Origin of the sequence: Alteromonas sp. M12 (genome assembly GCF_037478005.1) — a bacterium.
GTDB lineage: Bacteria > Pseudomonadota > Gammaproteobacteria > Enterobacterales > Alteromonadaceae > Aliiglaciecola > Aliiglaciecola lipolytica_A.
In genome coordinates this window covers 4,210,050-4,234,836 of the sequence record NZ_CP144164.1, presented here as the reverse complement: position 1 = coordinate 4,234,836, position 24,787 = coordinate 4,210,050, and the positions used below count along the sequence as shown (strand labels likewise).

27 protein-coding genes and 1 riboswitch are annotated in these 24,787 nt (G+C 41.0%); of the genes, 19 read left to right on the top strand and 8 right to left on the bottom strand.

Features of this window, described 5'->3' with window-relative positions; all coding sequences use genetic code 11:
- Positions 1–272 precede the first annotated feature (272 nt).
- From nudF to VUI23_RS18165, 7 genes are all read left to right on the top strand, one after another.
- Entirely contained in the window at positions 273–908 is a 636-nt protein-coding gene (gene nudF / locus VUI23_RS18195) for an ADP-ribose diphosphatase (RefSeq protein ID WP_342805291.1), read from the top strand.
- A complete protein-coding gene (locus VUI23_RS18190) occupies positions 895–1,341 on the top strand; it encodes a DUF1249 domain-containing protein (protein ID WP_342805289.1) in 447 nt (148 codons plus the stop codon). Before nudF ends, VUI23_RS18190 begins: the two co-directional genes overlap by 14 nt.
- Before the next feature lie 11 nt (positions 1,342–1,352).
- Positions 1,353–2,108, top strand: coding sequence for a metallophosphoesterase (locus VUI23_RS18185; protein ID WP_342805287.1), 756 nt, complete (start codon positions 1,353–1,355; stop codon positions 2,106–2,108).
- Positions 2,109–2,684: a YqiA/YcfP family alpha/beta fold hydrolase gene (locus VUI23_RS18180; RefSeq protein WP_303499150.1), complete on the top strand. Its 576-nt coding sequence runs from the start codon at positions 2,109–2,111 to the stop codon at positions 2,682–2,684.
- Positions 2,685–2,862: 178 nt separating this feature from the next.
- Entirely contained in the window at positions 2,863–4,752 is a 1,890-nt protein-coding gene (gene parE / locus VUI23_RS18175; RefSeq protein WP_216048975.1) for a DNA topoisomerase IV subunit B, read from the top strand.
- Positions 4,753–4,811: 59 nt separating this feature from the next.
- Positions 4,812–5,321, top strand: coding sequence for a prepilin-type N-terminal cleavage/methylation domain-containing protein (locus VUI23_RS18170; RefSeq protein ID WP_342805285.1), 510 nt, complete (start codon positions 4,812–4,814; stop codon positions 5,319–5,321).
- A 205-nt stretch (positions 5,322–5,526) separates the two neighbouring features.
- Complete coding sequence (locus tag VUI23_RS18165; RefSeq protein ID WP_342805284.1) at positions 5,527–6,846, top strand: hypothetical protein; 1,320 nt, start codon at positions 5,527–5,529, stop codon at positions 6,844–6,846.
- Here the strand turns inward: VUI23_RS18165 and VUI23_RS18160 are convergent.
- Both VUI23_RS18160 and VUI23_RS18155 read right to left on the bottom strand, forming a co-directional pair.
- The gene (locus VUI23_RS18160; protein WP_216048972.1) at positions 6,841–7,176 is read right to left on the bottom strand and encodes a hypothetical protein; all 336 of its coding nucleotides are present in this window, start codon (positions 7,174–7,176) and stop codon (positions 6,841–6,843) included. The two genes, VUI23_RS18165 and VUI23_RS18160, sit on opposite strands and share 6 nt — an antisense overlap.
- A gap of 190 nt (positions 7,177–7,366) precedes the next feature.
- Entirely contained in the window at positions 7,367–7,696 is a 330-nt protein-coding gene (locus tag VUI23_RS18155) for a hypothetical protein (RefSeq protein ID WP_216048971.1), read from the bottom strand.
- A gap of 122 nt (positions 7,697–7,818) precedes the next feature.
- Between VUI23_RS18155 and VUI23_RS18150 the strand changes: the two genes are divergently transcribed.
- Positions 7,819–8,007 carry a hypothetical protein gene (locus tag VUI23_RS18150; protein ID WP_216048970.1) on the top strand — a complete coding sequence of 63 codons (189 nt, stop codon included), beginning with the start codon at positions 7,819–7,821 and terminating at the stop codon, positions 8,005–8,007.
- On the opposite strand, the gene epmB is transcribed toward VUI23_RS18150, so the two are convergent.
- The gene (gene epmB, locus VUI23_RS18145) at positions 8,008–9,033 is read right to left on the bottom strand and encodes an EF-P beta-lysylation protein EpmB (protein WP_216048969.1); all 1,026 of its coding nucleotides are present in this window, start codon (positions 9,031–9,033) and stop codon (positions 8,008–8,010) included.
- 32 nt (positions 9,034–9,065) lie between these two features.
- Between epmB and efp the strand changes: the two genes are divergently transcribed.
- The 4 genes from efp to VUI23_RS18125 all read left to right on the top strand — a co-directional run bounded on the left by efp (position 9,066) and on the right by VUI23_RS18125 (position 12,494).
- Positions 9,066–9,635 carry an elongation factor P gene (gene efp / locus VUI23_RS18140; RefSeq protein ID WP_216048968.1) on the top strand — a complete coding sequence of 190 codons (570 nt, stop codon included), beginning with the start codon at positions 9,066–9,068 and terminating at the stop codon, positions 9,633–9,635.
- A 52-nt stretch (positions 9,636–9,687) separates the two neighbouring features.
- Entirely contained in the window at positions 9,688–10,665 is a 978-nt protein-coding gene (gene epmA, locus VUI23_RS18135) for an elongation factor P--(R)-beta-lysine ligase (RefSeq protein ID WP_342805282.1), read from the top strand.
- Positions 10,666–10,839: 174 nt separating this feature from the next.
- On the top strand, positions 10,840–11,979 hold the full coding sequence (locus VUI23_RS18130) for a GGDEF domain-containing protein (RefSeq protein ID WP_342805280.1): 1,140 nt from the start codon (positions 10,840–10,842) through the stop codon (positions 11,977–11,979).
- Positions 11,976–12,494, top strand: coding sequence for a GNAT family N-acetyltransferase (locus tag VUI23_RS18125; RefSeq protein WP_342805278.1), 519 nt, complete (start codon positions 11,976–11,978; stop codon positions 12,492–12,494). The genes VUI23_RS18130 and VUI23_RS18125 overlap by 4 nt, the downstream gene beginning before the upstream one ends.
- 23 nt (positions 12,495–12,517) lie before the next feature.
- On the opposite strand, the gene VUI23_RS18120 is transcribed toward VUI23_RS18125, so the two are convergent.
- Both VUI23_RS18120 and VUI23_RS18115 read right to left on the bottom strand, forming a co-directional pair.
- Complete coding sequence (locus VUI23_RS18120; protein WP_216048964.1) at positions 12,518–13,117, bottom strand: peptidylprolyl isomerase; 600 nt, start codon at positions 13,115–13,117, stop codon at positions 12,518–12,520.
- Positions 13,118–13,129: 12 nt separating this feature from the next.
- Positions 13,130–14,269, bottom strand: coding sequence for a methyltransferase (locus tag VUI23_RS18115; protein ID WP_342805276.1), 1,140 nt, complete (start codon positions 14,267–14,269; stop codon positions 13,130–13,132).
- Between the two features lie 24 nt (positions 14,270–14,293).
- Here VUI23_RS18115 and VUI23_RS18110 point away from each other — a divergent pair, with 24 nt between their 5' ends.
- Positions 14,294–14,914, top strand: coding sequence for an alpha-ketoglutarate-dependent dioxygenase AlkB (locus VUI23_RS18110; protein ID WP_342808318.1), 621 nt, complete (start codon positions 14,294–14,296; stop codon positions 14,912–14,914).
- Positions 14,915–15,054: 140 nt separating this feature from the next.
- Positions 15,055–15,378, top strand: a complete 324-nt coding sequence (locus tag VUI23_RS18105) for a BolA/IbaG family iron-sulfur metabolism protein (RefSeq protein ID WP_216048962.1) — start codon at positions 15,055–15,057, stop codon at positions 15,376–15,378.
- Between the two features lie 67 nt (positions 15,379–15,445).
- Here the strand turns inward: VUI23_RS18105 and VUI23_RS18100 are convergent, their stop codons facing one another.
- The 3 genes from VUI23_RS18100 to VUI23_RS18090 are packed head-to-tail and all read right to left on the bottom strand — an operon-like array spanning position 15,446 to position 18,196.
- Positions 15,446–16,354: a cobalamin-binding protein gene (locus tag VUI23_RS18100; RefSeq protein WP_342805274.1), complete on the bottom strand. Its 909-nt coding sequence runs from the start codon at positions 16,352–16,354 to the stop codon at positions 15,446–15,448.
- A 2-nt stretch (positions 16,355–16,356) separates the two neighbouring features.
- Positions 16,357–17,385, bottom strand: coding sequence for an iron ABC transporter permease (locus tag VUI23_RS18095; protein ID WP_303499165.1), 1,029 nt, complete (start codon positions 17,383–17,385; stop codon positions 16,357–16,359).
- The gene (locus tag VUI23_RS18090) at positions 17,378–18,196 is read right to left on the bottom strand and encodes an ABC transporter ATP-binding protein (RefSeq protein WP_342805273.1); all 819 of its coding nucleotides are present in this window, start codon (positions 18,194–18,196) and stop codon (positions 17,378–17,380) included. The genes VUI23_RS18095 and VUI23_RS18090 overlap by 8 nt, the downstream gene beginning before the upstream one ends.
- A 147-nt stretch (positions 18,197–18,343) precedes the next feature.
- A riboswitch (cobalamin riboswitch) is annotated at positions 18,344–18,497 on the bottom strand.
- Between the two features lie 113 nt (positions 18,498–18,610).
- Between VUI23_RS18090 and VUI23_RS18085 the strand changes: the two genes are divergently transcribed.
- The 5 genes from VUI23_RS18085 to VUI23_RS18065 all read left to right on the top strand — a co-directional run bounded on the left by VUI23_RS18085 (position 18,611) and on the right by VUI23_RS18065 (position 24,786).
- Positions 18,611–19,150, top strand: coding sequence for a TRAP transporter small permease subunit (locus tag VUI23_RS18085; RefSeq protein WP_342805271.1), 540 nt, complete (start codon positions 18,611–18,613; stop codon positions 19,148–19,150).
- Positions 19,150–20,508, top strand: coding sequence for a TRAP transporter large permease subunit (locus VUI23_RS18080; protein ID WP_342805270.1), 1,359 nt, complete (start codon positions 19,150–19,152; stop codon positions 20,506–20,508). The genes VUI23_RS18085 and VUI23_RS18080 overlap by 1 nt, the downstream gene beginning before the upstream one ends.
- A 19-nt stretch (positions 20,509–20,527) precedes the next feature.
- On the top strand, positions 20,528–21,625 hold the full coding sequence (locus VUI23_RS18075) for a TRAP transporter substrate-binding protein (protein ID WP_216048959.1): 1,098 nt from the start codon (positions 20,528–20,530) through the stop codon (positions 21,623–21,625).
- Positions 21,626–21,785: 160 nt separating this feature from the next.
- Entirely contained in the window at positions 21,786–22,964 is a 1,179-nt protein-coding gene (gene fabV, locus VUI23_RS18070) for an enoyl-ACP reductase FabV (RefSeq protein WP_216048958.1), read from the top strand.
- Between the two features lie 481 nt (positions 22,965–23,445).
- Positions 23,446–24,786: a Na(+)-translocating NADH-quinone reductase subunit A gene (locus tag VUI23_RS18065; RefSeq protein ID WP_216048957.1), complete on the top strand. Its 1,341-nt coding sequence runs from the start codon at positions 23,446–23,448 to the stop codon at positions 24,784–24,786.
- Position 24,787: the final 1 nt, after the last annotated feature.

Sequence of the window (24,787 nt, the reverse complement as noted above, 5' to 3'; positions counted from 1 at the left end):
TCAAGCGTTAACCGAAATCGATAAGTGGTAACAGTATCCCTTGAAGTGTAACAGAATATGTTAGCTAGAACCTATGCTCTGTTGCCATTTTACTTCGCTTTTGTACTTTGCTAAGCAAGCTCGCGTATTTTCCCCAATGTTTTGTGCAAAATATCGGTACTTTCTTGGAAAGCAAAGCAGCAGCGAAATTAATAATGCTATTAAGCTATGGGATAGGTTGTATATCAAGGTAATTGAACTGATAAATTAGCAGATCTGTATTAAATTTGGGGATGAATAAATTGAAGCCTTTTCCAACGTTTACTAAAAACGATGTAAAACTAACTAAAACTGCACCACTTTATAGTGGCTTTTTCAAACTGATCGATTATCAATTTAGCCATCGTTTATTTGATGGCGGGTGGAGTAGTTCAGTTAAGCGTGAAGTGTTAGAGCGAGGACATGCCGTTGCTGTCTTATTGTTTGACCCAATTCTAGATGAATTTGTTTTTATCGAACAATTTCGTATTGGGGCTTATGCCACTAGTGAATCGCCGTGGTTGATTGAGATTGTTGCTGGCATGATTGAGAAAGATGAAGCCATCGAAGAGGTATGTCGTCGTGAAGCTTTCGAAGAAGCGGGTGTTACCATAAAACGTCTACACAAAGCATTGAGTTACCTTTCAAGCCCCGGTGGGACCACAGAGCGGATTCATATTTATGTAGGTGAAGTGGACGCGTCAACTGCCCATGGTGTACACGGACTCGCTCATGAAAGTGAAGATATTTTGGTGCGTCGCGCGACTAAGTTAGAAGCAATTGATTGGCTAAACGAAGGGAAAATCGATAACGCTGCTACGCTTATCGCGTTACAATGGTTTCTTATTAACGAACAAAAAGTACATAATACTTGGCATGAAAACACTTAGTCGACAACGCAAATATGTTCCAAACTTACCGTCATTGCTGGCGGTGTGTGAGGCTAATTATGCGCGTTTGCTGCGTTTGTTACCTGACTGTGACACTGTGACACTAAGTTATACTTTTGAAATTAACGATGGTTTGTATTATCGCGTAAAAATTATTGATAGTAGTCGTTATACCAGTACTGTTGAGTTAGCCCAGTTGGCGGATGGCGTGCCTGCTTTTTTACGTCCAGTGATGCAGATTCGGCTATATCATGACGCCAACGTAGCGGAAGTACTCAGTGCGCAACACATTGGCTCACTCAAACCCAGCTATGCCTACCCCAATACTAATATGCACCAGCCCAACGAAAAAGAAATGACCAACCGATTTCTTGCTGAATGGTTATCGTTTTGTTTGCGTCACGCTGAGTCAATAGGCTCTTCAGAGGTTTAGCGTAAATTATCATGGCAAAGATAGTCCAACTAAGTGATTGCCATTTGTTTAAAGACAAAAACAAATCTGGCTACAATAATATTAATCCCTACCAAACCCTCAAGTTATTGTTGTTACGGGTTGAGCAACTCAATCCCGACGGGATAATAGTAACCGGTGACATTTCAGGTGACGATAGCGAGCAAAGTTACCTGCACTTTTTGGATTTGATGGAACAGTTTAACCTATCCCACAATTTAAAGGTTATTGCTGGTAACCACGATCAATCTGGCTTATTTGATAGCCTGTTAGGCCAATTTGATTTAGCAAAGGGGCAACCTTGGCGACAAGACAACTGGTTTATTCATGGTTTAGACACTCGTCATCAAGGGACTTTGGGACAGGTTGGTGCTGCAGATTTACAAAGTTTGATAAATAAGTTGCAGAATCACCCTGACGATTTTCATATGATTGTTTGTCACCACCACCCGATTGAGTGTGGTGGTTGGATGGATAAACATGAATGGCTCAACCGTCACCAATTTTTTCATCAAATAAAGCAACTGCCGCAAGTGAAGTTAGTCGCATACGGACACATTCATAATGATATACAACAAAATCTGCATGGCTGTTGTTTTCAATCTAGTCCGTCTACTTGTTGGCAATTTGCGAATATGGCTGATTTTGCACTAAGCGAGGAAATGCCGGGTTTCAAGGTTTATCAATTGCATAACGATGGGACTATCGATAACCAAACTATCCGCTTGCAACAGGAGCAATTAGGTTAAATGGAAAATGTACTAATTTATATTCACGGTTTTATGAGTTCGCCGCAATCTGTTAAAGCTCAACAAACTCTAGCTTATGTGCGTCAACACCATCCAGAATTGACAATGGAAGTACCGCAAGTACCCAACTATCCGCTAGATGCAGCTCAAATGTTGGAAGCCTTGGCACGCAAATATGAAGGTAAAAAGCTAGGTTTTATTGGCAGTTCTATGGGCGGGTTTATGTCCACTCATTTGGTTGAAATGTTTGGTGGCAAAGCCGTGCTGATCAATCCTGCGGTGCGTCCCTTTGAGTTATTGAAAGGATTTTTAGGCACTCATATCAATCCCTACACTGCTCAAGAATTTACCTTACAAGAACCGCATATTCAGCAGCTTGTTGATTTAAACACAACTGAATTAAAGGATCCGCAGGCGTATTGGGCACTATTGCAAACTAATGATGAAACCTTAGATTATCGTCAAGCAGAACAAAAATATGCGAATAGTCGCCTGACCATTGAACAGGGAGGCGATCATAGTTTCCAAAACTACGGCGATCATTTGCCAGAAATATTTGAATTTTTGCTGACATAACTTAATTCATCTGCCCCTAGTCTTTCTTTGTCTTATTGGGAGGAAAAATTGAATGTTATTTTTGCCTAAAGAAAAACACAATATGTTGATTGCTCAGTGCATCTTGAGTTGGTAACATCAGTAGCAGTACAGGTGTGACCAATCACCTCCTTTTGGCAACAAAAATCGAATAAAAAGCATGTCAAACCAATATAATTCTGATGCAATTGAAGTCCTTAACGGATTAGATCCAGTTAAACGTCGTCCGGGGATGTATACGGACACCACTCGCCCTAACCACCTTAGTCAGGAAGTTATCGATAACAGTGTCGATGAGGCCTTGGCTGGATTCGCCAGTAATATCAAAGTCACTTTGTTTGAAGACCAATCAGTGGAAGTGGTTGATGATGGTCGTGGTATGCCGGTGGATATTCACCCTGAAGAAGGGATTTCAGGTGTCGAGCTGATCATGACTAAATTGCATGCCGGTGGCAAATTTTCCAACAAGAACTATCAGTTCTCTGGTGGTTTGCATGGTGTGGGAATATCGGTTGTGAACGCATTATCTACCCGTGTAGAGGTAGTGATTCGACGAGACGGTAATGTTTACAGCATGGCGTTCGAAAATGGCGAAAAGGTCGAAGATCTCAAAATAGTGGATACCTGTGGTAAACGTAATACGGGAACTGGCCTAAAGTTCTGGCCTGATCCAGTGTATTTTGATTCCGCTAAATTTTCAGTTACCAAGTTATTGCATATCTTGCGTGCCAAAGCGGTTTTATGCCCAGGCCTTAAAATTAAGTTCGACAATAAAATCAGTAAAGAAAGCCATGAATGGCATTATGAGGACGGCTTACGGGACTATTTATACCAGTCAGTCAGTGAATATATCTCATTACCTGAAGATGCACCTTTCGTAGGCAAACTGGCAGGTAATCATGAAGCCGCAGATTGGGCGGTGATGTGGTTGCCAGAAGGTGGCGAGTTAGTGACTGAAAGTTACGTGAACTTGATTCCAACAGCGCAAGGAGGTACTCACGTAAACGGACTGCGACAGGGGCTGCTTGAATCCATGCGAGAGTTTTGTGAATACCGAAACTTATTGCCTCGTGGTGTGAAATTATCACCAGAAGATATCTGGGATAGATGTGCGTATATCTTGTCAACAAAAATGCAGGACCCGCAATTTGCTGGACAAACTAAAGAGCGATTGTCCTCACGGCAAGCCGCAGCCTTTGTTTCAGGGGTGGTTAAAGATGCCTTTAGCTTGTGGCTGAATCAACATACTGACGTGGCTGAATTGCTGGCTGATATGTGTATTAACAATGCCCAACGTCGTTTACGTCAAAGTAAAAAGGTCGCTCGTAAAAAGGTCACTCAAGGGCCAGCGTTACCGGGTAAGTTAACCGACTGTACCAACCAAGATATTGAGCGCTCAGAATTGTTTTTAGTGGAAGGTGATTCCGCTGGTGGTTCAGCTAAGCAGGCTCGAGATCGGGTTTTCCAAGCTATCATGCCGCTGCGCGGGAAAATATTAAATAGCTGGGAAGTTGATTCTTCACAAGTGCTGGCATCCCAAGAGATCCACGACATTTCGGTTGCTTTAGGCATAGATCCAGACTCAGAAGATTTAAGTGGACTACGTTACGGCAAAATTTGCATACTTGCCGACGCAGACTCCGATGGATTGCATATTGCAACACTACTGTGCGCATTATTTGTGCGTCACTTTAGAACGCTAGTTAATCGCGGGCACGTGTATGTTGCCATGCCGCCGTTGTTTAGGATAGATGTGGGTAAAGAAGTTTATTACGCCCTCGATGAAGGTGAGAAGCAGGGGATATTGGACCGTATCGAGGCTGAAAAGAAACGCGGTAAGGTTAATGTGCAACGATTTAAGGGGCTGGGTGAAATGAACCCTATGCAACTTAGAGAAACAACAATGGACCCCAATACTCGTCGTTTAGTCCAACTTACTGAAGGCGATGCTGGCCAAATGATGGAGCTAATGGATATGTTGCTTTCTAAAAAGCGCGCGCCAGATCGGAAGGTATGGTTGGAATCTAAAGGCAATATGGCTGAGGTTTAGTTGTGTTGTCATCAAACATAATTTAAAAATAATAATAATAAATCGATAAAGGGGAATGTGTGGTTTCTAAACAACGCGGGTTTACACTCATTGAGTTAATTATAGTAATAGTTATTTTAGGCATTTTGACAGTAGTCGCAGCGCCAAGATTTATTGATATTTCTAGTGATGCGAAAATTTCTGTTTTGAATGGTATTGCAGGCAACATTCGTTCGACTGTTAGCCTAGTTCAACACAAGGCTAGAATAAAAGGGCTTACGACAACTAGCACAAATCCAGGTACGGGTCAGTCTGAACTGATCGTTGATTTTGGGTTCGCAGAGACCGAACTCTATTTCGGTAATCTTTGTCCGGAGGCTGAATCTGAGTTAGGCGATGCCGTTGATTTCTTCGAATTTATGGAAATTTCGTCCGATGAGAATTTACTCAGACGCACCGATAATCAATATGCGTTAATTGGTTACGATGTGCCAAGTTCAGGCGTACCTACTGATCAGGGATGTTATGTGATCTATGATTCATTCGCCGAACCAAATTGCACGGTCGAAGTAGTCGATATAGACTGTTAAACTAGTTGCTGCTGTTTCGACATCGTTGTTGCAGTGTAGTGCTTTATCCCATAACAATTAAGTAATAACGGGTAGTTTAATCGAGTTACCAAGGCATTTTGTTACCTGGAAAATGTTATTTACTAGCCATTAAATGATGCTGAGTTAGTGCAATAACTGTGTTTTTTAAGCCGTTTGTCGTGACAAATTGTCTGGACTAATTTTAATGTCTAAAGTATTTAAATTATTTAAACTCGCATTAATCAGTTTGTTGGTCGTCACGCTTTTATTAATCGTATTGATTATTGAAACAAAACCATTAGTAGTGGTGGATGCTACGGCTCAAGTTGATGATGCAGACACCATAAATTTATTGCTTTCCCAGGCACGACAAGTAACTCGAAAACGTTATATTCCGCAGACCATAATCATTTCCAATCCGCAAATGAATAGCATAGTCGGATTTTTACAACGAGCAATCCCCGAGTTCTCAGGTGAAATTACCACAACTGAAGAAAAACTCAGTGCTAAATTCAGCTATAAAATTCCAATTAATTGGTTCTCAGCCTATGTGAATTTAGAAGGTGATTTAATCTCTTCGGCCGGTATTAAGGTCGATAATATCAAACTCGGTGACTTACCTATTTCGGGTAAATGGGCGCTCTCAGTGATGACCTATATCGTCAATTGGCGAACTGAAAGCGACTTGGGAAATTTGGCCCTAAAACAAGTCTCTGAAGTAAAAACATCTAATGCTGATGTGCAAATTAAGTTAATTCCAATCCATGAATTTTTGGTTAGCCTAAATGAAATAAGGAATGGACTATCTGGCACCGATAATGAGGAGCTTAAACAAAGAGTCACATATTATTTGGCCTTTTTAGATGCCCTAAGTTTCTCACAGCATAGGGGGGGCTTACCGTTATCTGATTTTATAAACCCGTTGTTTAAGAAAGTGAAGTCTAAAACAGCCAACTCATCAGCAGTGCTTGAAAATGAGGCGGCATTATTGGCGTTAGCGATTTACGTTGGGCATCATCGGATGGCGAATTTTATTGGTAAGGTACAGCCATACCAAAATAAAGTCGTTATGCCATACTATCGTCCGCTACTGCGTGGTCGCAGTGATTTAACGCAGCACTTTGTGATTTCTGCAGCGATTAAGATTTTATCTCAGCAGGGGATAAGTAATGCTGTGGGAGAGTTTAAGGAACTGATGGATCGAGCTGAAGGTGGATCTGGTTTTAGTTTTGCAGATTTAGCCGCTGATTTGGCCGGTATTAAGTTGGCAGTTATGGCGATAGATCCCCTATATGCGGAAGCATTGCAAGATGCTTTGGCACAAGTCCAAAGTGAAAATCAGTTCTTCCCTATCATTGATAACTTACCCGAGGGATTGAGTAAGGACGTTTTCAGCCGGCACTATGGCAATGTCGAAAGTGAGGAATACAAGGAGGTTGTGCGCAGTATTAACCGGCAGATCGAAAATCTTCCCCTGTACCAAGATCTTACTATCAAAGAAAGTGACAGTAATAACCTGCTATAGAAGATCTTGAATAGAGCGGTAGACTTCTGTGGCTTTTTCGGTAGTCAGATTATTGCGAGCAGCTGAACCAACGCTACTGGAAACGCGAATAAATTCAGTACCAGAAAGTGCCTCGGTTTGGTTACTTTGACTGTTCATTTGGGCACTTTGGTTTCGTTCATTTTGTGTTTGCTCGTTTTGTTGTAAAATCCGAGCCTGAGCTGACAGTTCAACTTCAGGTTTGTTGGCATTCCCAATGCCAAATGCATTCACACTAGACTCTCTACCGTTAGCAGCACTAGAAAGAGATTTAGATAGATTATTCAGGCTGTTACCTGCTGTAATTTCCATACTCATACCTCCAAATATTAAACATGCAAAACATTTATGCTCAGTTTATTTAATTTGCTTTTTATTGGTGAGAGATCCCTTTATTAATTATGGTCTAATTTGCTCAAAAAACAACCTATCTTGTTGGTTGTCAGTTACGCCATTTTGATAGGGGGCTCGGTGATTATTAAGCTATGGGAATAACCAGCACTTACAAGGTGGTTTTTAATTGGCTCAAGGTGCTCAATAATAATTCCATTTTTTTGACAATCTCAGGCAGCGAACTTTCAAATTGCGCTTGATCCGCTGTTTCCAAGCTGGCTACCTCAGCGGCGAGTTCTTTAACGTAGGGCATGAAACGTTTGCTTTGAACTGCAAAGCCGGCATCTTCAGCAAAGATATGATTAAACTTGCCTTTTCCAGATTGTTGCAATTTAGATAATGCTTCATCTGCATCTATCGACTTACGATAAATGAGCTGCATATTTTCGGTTAATTTTTCAAATAACGGGCGAAGTGTACTGTTCGATTGTGCGGACATGAAAAATGATCTCAATAAAGTGAAAAAAAATACTCAAGGAAGTTTTTTGTGGGCCGATAACGACCGTGGACGGGTAATTTTGCCTGTTTTTTTAAATTGCTACAAGCAATGAGGTAATTGGTATGGAACTTCAGGGTGTAAATACATCTGGAACTACCGGTGCGTCCCTTGAAACAAAAGCCTTGCAACTCGCGAAATCAAATCAAGAGACACAAGGCCAGGCGACGCTTCAGTTGTTGGAATCAGCGGCTGACGTACCAAAAGTTTCTTCAAATCCTGCACTTGGGTCGAACGTAAATACATTCGCCTAATTAAGGATGAAGATGTAAGTCTAGAGGTGTCTTGCCAGGTTGTCCGCCAATTTCTCTAACGAGTTTTGGGACAAGAAATCCTGGCAAGCGCTTTATCATTTCAGCCATGATTTCCCTTGCCTGATTTTCGCTCACATCAAAATGCGAAGCACCTTTTACTTTATCTAGCATGTGCAGATAATAGGGCATCACCCCTGCTTCAAATAGGCGTTCACTTAACCCTATTTGACTCTCCGCCGTATCATTCACCCCTGCGAGCAAAACAGATTGATTCAACAGTGTTACCTGTTTTTCCCGGAGTAAATTTAATTTTGCAATCAAATTTGAGTCTATTTCATTAGCATGGTTAACATGCAGTACCATAATTACTTTTAAACGAGACTGTGAAATCCAACTGGTCAATTGAGAGTCTATTCTATTGGGAATCACCACGGGTAAACGTGTGTGTAATCTTAGTCGTGTAATATGGGGAATTTGTTCAATTTGATTGGTAAGCCAAGCCAAAAAGTCATCTTTAGCCATTAACGGATCACCACCGGAGTATATAATTTCATTTAATTTTGAATCTTGCGCAATATAATCCAAGGCTTCCAACCATCCTTGTTTATTTAAACTATTTTGCTGATATGGAAAATGCCGGCGAAAACAATAACGACAATTGACTGCACAGCCACCACGCACCATCAGCAGAGCTCTGGTTTGATATTTGTGTAGTATCCCTTGCTGTGGGGTTTCTTGCTCTTGCAACGGATCCACAGTGTATCTGGGGTCTTCAAGGAATTCCTCATATAATGGGAAGACCTGCTTAAACAACGGATCTTGGGGATCTCCTTTGCTCATTAAACGAGCAAAGTGTTGTGGGACACGCATGGGAAAAAGTGATCTAGCCTTAATATTTTCGATCTGTTTTTCCACTGGAATATCAAGATATTCCAGCAGTTTTTGCGGATCATTAAAACTAGTTGCCAGTTCTTTTTGCCAGTTACTCTCTACAGAGATGGATTTTTTAGGTATTATCAGCGCCAAACGAGTACTCAATCGATTAATTTAGAGGATTTATGGCTAATTACAGCACAAATGAATTCAAAGCGGGCTTAAAGATAATGCTCGACGGCGAACCTTGCAACGTTCTTGAGAACGAATATGTTAAACCAGGTAAAGGTCAGGCCTTTAACCGCGTTAAAATTCGTAAACTTATTTCCGGTAAAGTGTTAGAAAAAACATTCAGATCCGGTGATAGCGTCGAAGGTGCAGACGTAATGGACACGGAACTTACGTATTTGTATAACGATGGCGAATTCTATCATTTTATGAACAACGAAACTTTCGAACAGATTGCCGCTGACGAAAAAGCAGTTGGTGAAAATGTGAAATGGCTAGTCGAGAACGACAATTGCACAATCACCTTGTGGAATGGTAGCCCAATTGTTGTTACGCCTCCAAACTTCGTTGAGCTAGAGATCACAGAAACTGACCCTGGTTTGAAAGGTGATACTGCAGGTACAGGTGGTAAACCAGCCACTTTGGTCACCGGTGCAGTAGTTAGGGTACCTTTGTTTGTACAAACTGGCGAAGTGATAAAAGTTGACACTCGCAGCGGTGAATACGTTTCACGGGCTCAAAAGTAGTCTACCTTTCTAGAGCCCAATCTCAATTGGGCTCGCAATTTATCTGGTTTTTATGAATTCATCAGTTAACTGGCGACCAACCGCGTCTATTCAAACTTTGAAAAAACGGGCTGAGATTAACGCTCAGATCCGCCAATTTTTTGCACAACGTAATGTATTAGAGGTGGAAACGCCTGCGTTAGCCCACGCCGGTGTCACTGATATACATTTGCACGCATTTAACACTCAATTCAATAGCCCTCTGAACCCAGAACCCGCAAATTTATTTTTGCAGACATCCCCAGAATTTGCCATGAAACGACTTTTGTGTGCAGGTAGCGGCTGTATCTTTCAATTGTGTAAATCTTTCCGCAATGAAGAGGCTGGCAAGCAGCATAATCCAGAATTTACCATGTTAGAGTGGTATCGAGTGGGTTTTAACCATTTGCAGTTAATCGACGAAGTCGATGCGCTATTACAACTCGTACTCAAAACAGAACCACTTGACAGGTTAAGCTATCAGCAGGCGTTTCTTACACACTGTGATATCGATCCCTTGACCTGCAGTTTAGCGGAGTTAAAACGCAAAGCAGAATATTTTGGCTTTGCTAATATCGCCCAAGTAGAGAATTCGAAAGATGTGTTGTTGCAACTGCTTTGTAGCCAAGTTGTCGAACCTAAAATTGGATGTTTAAGACCTGTGGCATTAACCCAGTTTCCCGCATCACAAGCTGCATTAGCGCGGTTGAATAAAGATGATCCACGAGTTGCTGAGCGTTTTGAAATTTATTTCAAAGGATTAGAACTTGCCAATGGCTACCATGAACTGGCCGATGTGAAGGAGCAACAAACACGATTTGAACGGGACAATCAAGCTCGTATACAAAATGGATTAGGAAAGATTTCTTTAGACCCGCACTTTATGGCTGCTATGGAAAGTGGTTTACCTGATTGTTCAGGCGTCGCGCTGGGAGTTGATAGGCTAATTATGCTTGCGTGTGAGCTCAATAATATTGAACAGGTAATGAGTTTTTCCATTAATAACGCCTGATTCAGGAATCTGAACTTATATTTAGTGGTTTGGATCGACAAAATACGTGGTATGCCATCCAATTTTTGTTAAACTAGAAGTGATGGATTTTTAATCGACGCACTAACAAGTATTGCTTTGTTTGTTCTCCAATAAAATGAAGTACACATAGGTTTCGATTTTACGAGTGGATTGATGTCACGACTTTTTCCCAAACCAAAACCTGCTTTTCTGGCAGATTATTTGGTTCACAGTAATTCCAATAACATTCAGTATGCCATTTACTTTTCTTGTTTGGCATCTGTGGTTTTCGGTATTCAATTATTAAATCACCTTCGCCTTGGTGGTGATATGCTCTTTGCCGCCAACATGCCATATACCCTGTTATATATGGTTTCTTTTGTTTTCGCAGCGTGTAATGTTTTGATGTTACGCAAGTTAAAAGCACTCCCTAGGTTGTCATCATTTGTCAACGCCATTGAAATTCTGTTTACTGTGTTTTTTGCCAGTGTAGGTGTTTTCTGGTCGCTACTGAGTGTCAATGATGGACATGGCATAGCGCCTTTTATTGTTATCATGATGCTACTGTGCTTTTCGCTGCAAGGGCACCTAAGTTATTTGTTGAGCATTCTCGGTTTTGCCTTTCTAGGGCTTATTATCGGATTGCTTGTAAATAGTCTAAGCCGTGATATTTGGTTCGATATAAGTCTGGGTTTTAGCAGTACGCTAGTGTGTTTTGCAGTGGCTCATTTAATTGAAAAAAGTAGATTGAAAAGCTTTGAAGAGATTTCTAAATTAAGCAGTACAAACCGGCAATTACGCACCCTTACTCAACAGGATCATCTGACTAAACTGCTTAATCGCAGAGCTATTGATAGTGCGCTAAAAAGGGAAATGGCCAGAAGTGAACGTTTTGATCATCCGTTGTCTCTGTTAATGATTGACGTGGATAACTTCAAACAAATTAATGATGGGTTTGGTCATGTTTTTGGGGACCAGATACTTGTAGATATTTCAAGAAGTATCAAAAAACACGTCCGTGATGTTGATTATGTAGGAAGAATGGGCGGCGACGAATTTTTGGTTATCTTGATAGAAACTAACCCAAACAATGCGTTGCAAATTGCAGATAGAATGCGTAACGAAGTGCGGTCGATAAATAGCCAAATATTAGAATGTAATATTTCAATCAGTGTTGGTCTCACAGCTATGCAGGGGGAGAGTGTTGTCGCCTTGCTAGAAAAAGCCGACAAAGCACTATATTTAGCTAAAAAAGCCGGCAAAAATAAAGTCCGTAGTGTTTTCTCGCAAACCAATGAAACGACCAATTTATGAATTGTAAAGGTACCCTAGTTGCGCAGACAGAACGTTTAAATATACGCAAAGTCACTTTAGCAGAAGCTTTCTTTATTTTAGAATTAGTGAATGACCCAGATTGGATTCGGCACATCGGTGACCGCAACATTCACAATCAAGCCGATGCCCGCGAATTCATTGAAAATGGCCCTTTTGTGTCTTATCAGCAAAATGGTTACGGTTTGTACGTATTCTGTGATAATCGAAAAAAACGGCCTATGGGAATTTGCGGTATGTTAAAAAGACCCTTCCTAGACCACCCTGACATTGGCTATGCAATTTTGCCCGCGTTTAGGCGCAGAGGCTTGACACTAGAAGCTTGTAACGGTGTATTACAAGCCGATTGTAAACGTTTAGGCTTAAAAACCGTGCACGCTATGATTTCAGCAGAAAATACACAGTCAATCAATCTAATTGAACGCTTGGGTTTTAAGTACACCAAGATCGTTCAACACCAAGCAGAAGACACTATGCTGTTTACCTATTCAAAATAGCGCTTAACTCTAAATTTGAATAACTACAGTGGTGGTAAAATTGTCACTTTGTTTAATATTACCGGTTCTATTGGTACATCGGCCCAACCTATAATGGCGTCATATTGGGTTTCTACCTGAGAAATAGCATCTAAAATATCTGTGCCTTCAGTGACATAACCAAATACGGCATACCCCCACTTCCTACCAGGATCTAAGCTCTCATTGTCACTGAGATTAAAATAAAATTGACGATTTGCCGAGTGAGGATCATTCGAACGCGCCATAGCTATGGTATAGGTTTGATTTTTTAGACCGTTTCCAGCTTCGTTGTAAATATCCGGAAACTTGGACAAATCTTTGAAGTCTTTATCATAACCTCCACCTTGCACAACAAAGTCGGCGATGACTCTGTGAAAGATAGTCCCTTCAAAGCTGCGCTTATCCACGTAGCGTAAAAAATTGTTCACTGTGATGGGGGCTCTAGATCTATCAAGCTCAACGACAAAGTCGCCCATGGTCGTATGCATCATCACTCTTGGGTAATAATTATCAGGTTGAATTTGTGAACCATCGTCTTTGGGTTTTGCGTGGGATAAAAACGTGACTAAGATGAATGTCAGCGTTAACAAACAGTTTTTCATGATAATTACTCTCTACTTCAACGAAGATAAAATACTAAATTTTTTGTCACTTGAAATAACATTATAACCACCAAATAAGCGCTTTAATTTTTGCGGATATTCTAAATGCCTATTGCCGATTATCCGTAACTCACCACCCTTTTTGAGTTTTAAGTGCGCATCTTCAAACATTTGGGTCGCAATGTGATCAGTGATGGTATTCAGTTGATGAAACGGTGGATTACAAATTACCATATCAATTTGTGTTTGATTTTCCAATTGTTCAAGGCAGTTGCTAACGATAAAACGTGCTCGGTGCATCTGTGTCGGCAAGTTATTTTGCACATTGAGTTTAGCTGATGCGACAGCCATGTATGATTCATCTATAAAAATGACTTCTGCATTGTCATATCGTTTTAATATGCATAAGCCTAAAACGCCGTTTCCACAACCCAAATCAACTACGGTTTTAGCTGTACAATCCGGTAAATTATCAATTAATAAACGAGCGCCAATATCAATTTGTTGACGAGCAAACACATTTGCATGATTGTTAATGGTAAAAGGTTCTTGGTCCATTTTCCAAACAGTAGGATAGGGTGACGGCTTTTGCTCTAATCCAAGATTAGGTTCACAAAAGACTAAGCGAGCCTTTTTCTTCGCTAAGGATGTATGAGTTTTTCCGAGGTACTTTTCAAACAGTGATAAGGTCGATTTTTGTATCATCTTAGCTTTAGCTGCAGCCACTATTTTAGTTTTTGCTGAAACCACGCTTTGTAACTGAATTAACTGATGTTCTAGCAGCGCTAGCGTTTTGGGTATTTTGATGATTACCCAGTCTGGCTGTTGCGGCATTTGCGCTAAACTATCAATATAGGTGATCTGGGTATTGTCTAAGTTATTTAGACTAATATTTTGTTTACATGCCATCTGGGAAACTAGAGAATCACTCACATGGTGAATGTTGGCGTCGTGCAACCAGCAGCTTAGCGCGCCAAAATCATCATTCAGGATAACAATATTGGTTTGATCGATATTGTCTTGGTTTTGTTGAATATGATCGAGGATCAATTCGTCTGCGGCATCCCATGCTTGCCAACTAGGGTGAGTAAATCGCTTTGGATAGCGGTATAATTGCAGGGACTTTCCTAAAAAGTTAAAGCTAGTGTTCATTTCAGCAGGATTCACGTGAGTTATATGCAACAGGATTTATTTTCATCCCACCAAGCAGGCCTTACTCAAATGCCGATGAAAGATGCAGATGTGCATTATCAGGCAGATTTTTTGGAGCAGGACACTGCCACTGAATTGTATCAGAAATTACAGACTAAATTAGCTTGGCAACAAGATTCAATTCAAATCTATGGACGAACGGTGGCGATTCCGCGTTTACAGGCATGGTACGGAGATCAAGAGGCTACTTATCAGTATTCAGGTTTGAGTATGCAACCTAATCCTTGGGTCAGCGAATTGCAACAGCTTAAAAAGACTTTAGAGCAAGTTTGTGAAACCCATTTCAATTCTGTTTTGGCAAATTGGTATCGCAACGGGCAAGACAGCATGGGTTGGCATGCCGATAACGAAATAGAACTAGGTAGACAACCGATTATTGCCTCATTAACTTTAGGTCAAACTCGTGATTTCGATTTTAAACATATGCAAAGCGGTCAGAAAGTGAGATTTCCACTGCACAATGGCAGTTTGTTAATAATGGCTGGAAATACCCAACAATTTTGGCAACATAGCCTTCCTAAACGCAGTCAATTAATGGCAGGACGCATAAATCTGACATTTCGCAAGATATTTCAACAAATTTAGTCGTTATAAGAATAGCCGAGTCATCGACCGGAAATTATATCTATCAGACTCAATCACTTAGTCGAAAACATGAAAAAATAGTTTTTTAATTTTTCCCGAACAGGCTAAATTTATAGTTAGAGACACAGAGGGACCACATCATGAATATCCAAAATAATATTGAAAAGAAGTTGCTGTCGCATTTCAATCCAGCACATTTGGAGGTTATCAACGAAAGCTTTATGCACAATGTACCTAATGGCGCTGAAACCCACTTTAAAGTGGTTTTGGTCACGCCTGAATTTGCTGGTAAGCGTTTAATTAATCGCCACAGAGCGGTAAACGCAGTCCTCAAAGAAGAGCTTGCGGAGCAAATACACGCTTTGGCGTTACATACTTACACTGGTGAAGAGTGGCAGAGTTTGTACGGTAACTCCCCAGATTCACCTAATTGTTTAGGCGGCTCGAAACAAGCGGCATCTTAATCTGAGATAACTTAAGGAGTGTCTCTTAATTATAGGAGCGCTCCATTTTCTAAAATTATGGATTACTTCAGCTTTGCTGCTGTTGATAGTATCTCCTAGCCAGTTGAATCTGCTCACAGATAACCTGAACTTCATCCAATACTCGTGTCGTCATTCGGTATAGCCTGTCTGCATCAGGGCGAAATACAAAATCGTTTTTTACCGCCGGCAAAAAATCGAATTTCTGCCAATCATAAAGTCTACTTGCTAATTGTTTATTTGCTTTAGGTTGAATAATAACCTGCGGCATTTTACTAATTACTTGCTCTAGCGACACGGAAGGGTAGTCATTCGATAAATCAGCAAAGATGTTTTGTGCGCCGCAAATATTTAAGTGTTGCTGTGGCCATGCATTTCCCGCAATGGTTTGTAGTGGCGCTGACCATATTTCGAAAAAGACTGAAATTGGAATTTGATTGGCATATTGCTCGCGCAATTTTTTCAAGCCCATTACATAGGTGTCGGCTCGCAACCGGGCTACCGTTTGTCTACCCGTCACTTCGCCAAACATGAGGAGTTCTTTAGCGACATCTTCTAATTGTTTGGGGTCAGAATAAATAACGGGAATCCCAAACTGTTCTAGTCTGGCTAAATCTTCCAGTGGGTTTCCACTTCTCCAAGCAATCACGATATCGGCTTTCAACTTCAATATTTTTTCGATTTGCAAACGACTATGATCTCCCACTCTGGGCAGTGTTTTAGCTTGCTCTGGATAGTCGGCATATGAACCAGTAGCTATTATTTGCTTGCCAGCACCTATGTCAAATAGCAGCTCTACAATATGTGGTGCCAAGGCTATTATTTTTAAATTTTGTTTATCCGTTTGTAATGACTGCTCAGTACCTTGCGACGCTAAACAAATCGAAGTAGAGAGTAGGGCGCAGGCTAAGGCAAAGAGCCCATAAATAAACCTGACTTTGATGATTTGAAAAGACAACTTTAACGTCCTCGGTTTTTTTGTAGGGCAAATAAGAAAAATAGGCTGCCAATTGCGGAGGTGATAATCCCAATGGGGATTTCTTGGTTGTCGACTATCACTCTGGCGACAACATCGACCCAAATTAAAAAACTACCGCCAACTAGTACACAGCCAATTATTAAATTTCGGCTAGTTACCCCAAACCAACCTCGGACAATATGCGGGATCATTAATCCAACAAAACCAATTCCGCCGCAATAGGCCACTATGCATGAGGTGAGTGCTGCGCAAATGACTAAAACCATTAGACGCAATGAGTCTACTTTAATTCCTAATGTTTGCGCATTTTCATCACCTAACAACATTGCGTCTATGTGACGACCGAAAAGCCACAATAAAACAACACTAATAGTGACGATGGGGAGCATAATCCACACGAACCACATTTGTGCATTGGCTAAACTTCCGAGTAACCAAAAAATGACTTTATTGGCAGCAAAGGGCTCAGCCATGAATAATAAAAAATGACTTAAAGCGCTTAGCATAAACGAAACGGCCACACCGGCTAAGAGTAGATGCTCGGTGCGATTTCCAAATAATTTACGGGATAGTATCTGAACAATAGTGACAGCTAGAAAAGCCCCTAAAAAGGCAGCTAAAGGCAATGCATAAGTAAAGGGGATTTGCGCTAGAAAAGCAAAAGTTGAAGAGTATGAAGCTAAGCTACCATTGAATAGTAGGGTTGCAATACTTGCTCCTAACCCCGCTCCTGAAACCACTCCGAATAAATAGGGATCCGCCAATGGATTGCGATAGACATTTTGTAATGTTGCCCCGGCGACAGCTAAACCTGCTCCAACTAAAAAACCAACAAGCACGCGAGGTAGTCGAACTTGCCAAAATATAACGTCATCAACCTTAGCTGGGCAATTATTTAGCACACATTGAAATACGGTGAGCACATCAAGGTCTGCTGCGCCAAAAAACAATCCACAGAAAATACTCAGTAAGCTGAGGCTGGTAAGAATCCCCCATTTACTCTTAGACATCGACTGAGCCTCTATTCTTCTCATAATCGTCAAAATCAATATCAGGAGGATAAAACTCGATTCTTATTTTATTCGCACCTGGCTTTTCAATAATTTGACAGGGGGTTTTGAAAACCTGCTGCAATCGCTGTTGGGTCAACACATCTTTAGGATAGCCAAAGGCTAATAACTGACCTTGAGCTAAAAGCGCGATTTTGTCACAGTAATCGGCCGCGTGATTTAAGTCATGCAGGCTCATGACTATAGTGACTTTGTTTTGTTTCGCTATTTTGCGCAATAAGGATAATATTTGATGTTCATAATACACATCTAAGTGGTTTATCGGCTCATCTAACACAAACAGTCCCGCACCTTGAACTAACGCTCTGGCAATTTGCCCTCGCTGTTGTTCTCCCCCCGACAACGAACTAAATAGTTGATGACTTTTTTCCCTTAAACCAACCTGTGCGATTGCTTCAGTAACTCTTGCTTTTTGTTCTGAAGATACCTTGGAAAATATAGATTGATGAGGAAGTAAGCCCATACTAACTATTTGTTCAAGGTTTAGGTTGAAAACACTAGCATTGAATTGATTCACTACTGCTATTTGTTTAGCTCGGGTAATTGCGGAAAGGTTTTCGAGCGCTTTTGAGTGCCAAAATACCTGTTGCTCAGAAGGATATTGACCAGAAATTAATTTTAGTAATGTGGTTTTACCCGCACCGTTTGGCCCTACCACAGCAATTAGCGCTCCCTCTTCTACCTGAAACCCAATATCAGATAATATTTGCGTATCAGCAATATAGTAATTGAGCTTATTTAGTTTGAGCATTGGTGTGACAGTCTTTCCCATTTTGTTTTATCGAAGGGATGTTAAGCGATGTAGCAACCTATTCGATGTTTAAAATTATTGGTATTTAGGGAAATCGCAACGAAATGATTATGCAAGTCGATCGTGTATTCCCGCACGCTAGAAAAAAGGTATAAGTAAAGATTAGGCTGGTATCTGACTCTCAATCGGCAAGAATGCCAATTAATTACAGTTGCGGGTACAGTTTTGGATTTACACCAAATTCCCATTTTGTTTTCACTGGGGCGCAGGAAATAAAACTACCCTGTGCGTAACTTGGAGTGAAAAACCGAATCTATTATATAGCCAAAATATAGCAATCTTTGTCCTTGTGCCCTAGCGTTATTTGCTAAAAAAACGTTTAATATCGTACAAATAGAATAATAAGACAGGTATATGGGAATGTTTAACGCCGCTTCGCTATCGCGGACCATTGACGTTATTAACGATAATATATGCAAATTAGTTAGCTGGTTTACTTTGTTTATGGCGTTAATCACATTGCTTATCGTGATATTAAGGTATGGCTTCGATATTGGCTGGATTGCGATGCAAGAATCTGTAATGTATTTGCACGCTTGTGTGTTTTTGTTAGGTAGTGCCCATACGTTGCGGGTTAATGAGCACGTCAGAGTCGACATATTTTACAGTCGATTCGATACTGTTAAAAAAGCTAAAATAGATACTTTTGGTACATTATTTTTTATGTTGCCGGTTAACTTATTTATTTTTATTATTTGTTGGGATTACGTGGCATCTTCTTGGAATATTATGGAAGACTCACAAGCAGCTGGTGGCTTACCAGCGGTGTTTCTGCTCAAAACCTTCATACTTTTATTTGCCGCGCTCATGGTTTTGCAGGGAATTTCAGAATTAATTCGCAATATCAGCGTTTGTTTAAATCACCCTAAAAACGTGATTACTGAGGATAAATAATGGAATACCTCTCTCTGATCATGTTCTTAGTTGTTTGTTGCACGTTATTACTGGGTTATCCAGTGGCATATACGTTAGCTGGAACCGCTTTAATTTTTGCGGGTGTGGGTGCATTATTTGGTGTTTTTGATACCGCTTATTTACAAGCTGTACCTAGCCGACTTTATGGCATAGTGACAAATCAAACTTTAATCGCCGTGCCCCTGTTTGTTTTTATGGGGATCATGTTAGAAAAATCCAAAGTCGCTGAGAATTTATTAATTGCCATGGGTCAAGTATTTGGACGGTTGAACTCCGGTTTGGCAATTTCAGTGGTGTTGGTTGGTATGTTACTGGCCGCGAGCACCGGTATTGTAGGCGCAACAGTGGTCACTATGGGCCTGTTGTCACTACCGACAATGTTGAAACAAGGATATTCACCTTCATTTGCCACCGGAGCAATTTGTGCCACAGGCACATTAGGGCAGATTATACCGCCTTCCATCGCGCTGGTTTTGTTAGGTGATGTGTTATCTAGTGCGTTTCAACAGGCACAGCTTAATATGGGGATATTTTCACCTGAGTCTGTATCGGTAGGGGATTTGTTTGTTGGAGCCTTAGTACCCGGTATGATTTTAGTGGCGATGTACCTGCTATACGTGGTGGTGTTTGCCAATAGACACATCGATAAAACGGTCCGAAACGAACAACGAGAAACACAAGCTGAGGTCAGTCTTGCAGGCGCTTTATTGCCACCTTTGATCTTAATATTTGTGGTGCTAGGGTCTATTTTAGGTGGCTTCGCAACACCCACTGAAGCTGCTGGGGTTGGAGCTGCTGGAGCTCTGGTACTGGGTTTGGCCAAGAAACAGTTTAGTTTAGAAAAATTGAAAGAAGTGATGTTGGGTACTACTCGTGTCACTGCGATGGTCTTTTTGATTCTTATTGGTGCTTCGATATTTTCATTGGTTTTCCGCGGCTTTGGTGGTGAAGAGTTGATTGAACACTTCTTTGAACAGCTTCCCGGTGGTGCTTTTAGTGCGGTTTTACTGGTCATGGTTGTTATCTTTTTACTCGGATTTATTCTTGATTTTATTGAAATTACTTTTGTTGTAGTGCCAATAGTCGCGCCGGTTCTACTGGCTATGGGGGTAGATCCAATCTGGCTCGGTATTATGATTGCCGTCAATTTGCAAACTTCGTTTCTGACACCGCCTTTCGGATTTGCTCTGTTTTACTTGCGAGGTGTAGCGCCAGCAAATGTTCAGACCACTCAAATATACAAAGGCGTGATACCCTTTATAATTATTCAATTACTATTATTAATAGGCTTGGCTATTTGGCCGGATCTGGTAACGTGGCTGCCTTCGATTTTGTGACCCCTATGGATTCAATTAAATGAAAACCTTTAAGTTTGTATCTTTATTTTTTTCGATTGCTCTTCTTGCTTCCTGTGGTGGCAAGTCATCGTCCGATTCTAATGCCACTGAATCGCAACAAACCTATCAGTGGAAACTGGTTACTTCGTGGCCGAAGAACTTTCCAGGTTTAGGAAGAGCCCCAGAGACATTTGCTAAACAAGTAGAGCGCATGTCTAACGGCCGCTTAAAAATTAAAGTGTTTGGCGCAGGTCAAATGGTCCCTGGATTTGAAGTCTTTGATACTGTTTCTAGTGGTGCCGCTGAAATGGGCCATTCAGGATCATATTATTGGAAGGGGAAAGCCCCAGCGGCACAAATATTTACCGCTATTCCGTTTGGCATGAATGCCACTGAGTTTAATGCTTGGCTGCACTACGGTGGCGGCATAGAAATGTGGCGTGAATTATATGCCCCATTTAATTTAATCCCCTTTGCAGGTGGCAATACCGGCGTACAAACTGCGGGTTGGTTTAAAAAAGAAATTAATAGCGTTGAAGATTTGCAAGGCTTAAAAATGCGGATTCCAGGGCTGGGAGCTGAAGTTCTTAAAAAATTGGGTGGTATCCCTGTGGCGTTAACTGGAGGGGAATTATTCACTTCATTGCAATCTGGTGCCATTGACGCAACTGAATGGGTTGGGCCTTACAACGATTTATCTTTTGGTTTATACAAAGCCGCGAAATATTATTATCACTCTGGCTGGCATGAACCTGGCGCTAGTTTAGAGTTCATTGTTAATAAAAGTGCCTATGAAGCTTTGCCTGATGATTTACAGGCCATTATCGAGGTGGCTACAAGAGCTGTGAATCAAGACATGTGGGATGAGTATACCGCGGCTAATAATGATGCCGTTCAAGCGCTTGTTGAAACCCATGGTGTTGACATGCGCCCTCTTCCTAAAGATGTTATTGCTGCTTTACATGCTGCTAGTATTGAAGTCATGCAAGAACAATCCGCTGCGGATCCTACGTTTGCTAAAATTTACGCGTCTTATCAAAAGTTCCAAGAAGGCGTATCTAAGTATCACCAAATTTCTGAGATGGAATACTATATTAATCGACAACAAAAAAAATAAACTAGCTGTTCAGATTTGTTGTTGTTGCAATGGCTATTACAATAAGCCTTTATAGTGTAAAAGCTATTCTGAAACCTATTGAAAATTTTTTTTATAATGCGGTTTTAATAGATGACTGGCTGTTTAAAATGTTCGGTAAAATTTTTGAGGAAAATAGACTATGGTAATTAAGCCCAAGGTACGTGGCTTTATCTGCACTAACGCCCACCCAGTAGGTTGCGCTGCAAGTGTTGAAGAACAAATCGAGTATGTTAAAAGTCAGGGAGATTTAGGAGATGGTCCCAAAAACGTTTTAGTTTTGGGGTGCTCAACAGGTTACGGCCTTGCGTCTCGAATCGTATCTACTTTTGGTTATGGGGCAAAAACCCTTGGTGTTTGTTTTGAAAAGCCACCTTCGGAAAGAAAAACGGCGACGGCCGGCTGGTACAATACTGCTGCATTTCATCAGCAAGCAAAAGACGCTGGTATTTATGCAAAAACCATAAACGGTGATGCATTTTCCAATGAAATCAAACAACAAGTGATTGAAACTCTTAAAGCCGACATAGGTAAGGTTGATTTGGTTATTTATAGTTTGGCTTCTCCTCGCAGAACCGACCCAGAAACTGGTGAAGTGTATAAGTCTACTCTTAAGCCTGTTGGACAAAACTATAAAACCAAAACCTATGACACCGACAAAGATTTGATCCACGAAATTGAATTAGAAGCGGCCAATGAGGAAGAGATTGCCAATACCATTAAAGTCATGGGTGGTGAAGATTGGGAGCTATGGTTGAACGCTCTAGCTGATGCTGATTTGTTGGCGGATAACTGCAAAACAACAGCCTATACCTATATAGGTAAAGAGTTAACTTGGCCAATATATGGTCAAGCGACTATCGGTAAAGCTAAAGAAGATCTTGATCGTGCCGCGAGTGAAATTATTAAGCAGCATAGCGACAAAAATGTTTCGGCTTATGTCTCTTCTTTGAAAGCATTGGTTACTCAAGCAAGTTCAGCGATTCCAGTAATGCCTTTGTATATATCGTTAATTTACAAAGTCATGAAACAAGAAGGAACCCATGAAGGTTGTATTGAACAAATCACTGGTTTATTCCAACAAAAACTGCTGGTAGATTCTCCTGAAACTGACGAAGCCAATCGACTTCGTATGGATGGCAAAGAAACCAACGAAGCTACTCAGGCTGTTATCAAAGGTTTGTGGGATAAAGTCACACAAGATAACTTCCATGAACTAAGTGATTACGCAGGTTATCACCACGAGTTCTTGAAATTGTTTGGTTTTGATATTGACGGTGTCGATTACGAACAGGATATCAATCCATTAGTAGAATGGTAGATAGCCTTTAGAACTATTTCTAATGTTATTCAAAACCCTAATTGTCGCTCGCGCATTAGGGTTTTTTAACAATTTAGTTACTTGTTAAAAAGGTGAGTGCTGTGCATAATTTGCACTATATTTAGAAAATCCCTAAATATTATGCGGAAAATCCTTATTTAGCCGTAAATAGCGTAGCGTAAACAGCTGGAATAATGCTAAAATTCCAGAGTTTACTGACATGAGTTTCTTTGATTAGTTCATAAGTGACTCAATTGCTCAATCATTCTCTTGCGAGGTGTGGACCAATACGGATTTTATTTCTGTGTTCACCTGGTTAAGGATTCACACTCAACAAAAGACAAAAATAGTTGATAAGTAAGATCACCTTTGAGTTTTCAAGCGAAACTGCGGATGTCACCATTCTTCGCATTATTTAGCCAGAATTCAAAATTGATATTTCTTTCACTTTAATTTTATTTTTACAAGACTGCGGTTGCATATGATAAAAATCAAGCAAGGGTTAGACCTTCCTATTCAGGGGGCTCCTAACCAAACAATTCAAAACGGCCCGAACGTCACTCGCGTGGCTGTCTTGGGGGAAGAATATGTTGGCATGCGTCCTACCATGTTTGTTCAGGTAGACGATGTTGTAAAGAAAGGTCAGGCTCTTTTTGAAGACAAAAAGAATCCTGGTGTTCTCTTTACTGCGCCAGCAGCGGGCAAGGTAGTTGAAATTAATCGTGGAGCAAAACGTGTTTTGCAATCTGTGGTTATTGAATTAGCTGGTGACGAGCAAGAAACCTTCGACAAATATGACGCTGGACAATTGAGTTCAGTAGCACGTGAAAAAGTTGAAGAGAATTTGGTTAAGTCAGGCTTGTGGGTTGCATTCAAAACGCGTCCATACAGTAAAGTGCCTGCACTGGGAAGTGAGCCAAAATCAATTTTTGTTACCGCAATGGATACCAACCCATTGGCCGCCGATCCGCAAGTAGTAATTGCTCAACGCAAAACTGATTTTGAAAACGGTTTAGCGGTATTGAAGCAACTTACCTCTGGCTCAGTATTCGTCTGTAAGGCTCCTGGCGCTGATATTCCTACTGGTTCAACTCCGGTTGAAGTAGAAGAGTTTGCTGGTCCACACCCTGCAGGTTTAGCTGGTACTCATATCCATTTCTTGGATGCCGTGGGTGCAAGTAAAACCGTTTGGTCGATTAACTATCAAGATGTCATGGCATTTGGTGCCTTGTTTACTTCTGGTGAGTTGAATAACCAACGCGTGGTTGCTTTAGGCGGCCCTGCGGCGAAAAATCCTCGTTTGGTGAATACTATCCTTGGTGCTGACATTGAACAGTTAACTGCTGGTGAAACAGTGGGTGATGATGTTCGAGTGATTTCAGGTTCAGTGCTTATGGGAACGCATGCTCATGGCGTTCACGGTTTCTTAGGCCGTTATCACACGCAAATTTCATTATTAGCTGAAGGCCGTGAGAAAAAATTCTTAGGTTGGTTAGCGCCAGGCAGTGACATGCATTCTGTTACTCGTGCCTATCTAGCGCATTTATCACCTAAAAAACTATTTAATATGACAACGTCTACCAATGGCTCAGACCGTTCCATGGTACCTATTGGTAATTACGAGCGCATTATGCCGCTGGATATTTTACCAACTTTGTTGCTTCGTGACATCATTTCTGGTGATACCGACAGTGCGCAAACACTGGGCTGTTTGGAGCTTGACGAAGAAGATTTGGCGTTGTGTACGTATGTTTGTCCGGGTAAATACAACTACGGACCTATTCTACGTGACTGTCTCACCACCATTGAGAAAGAGGGTTAGG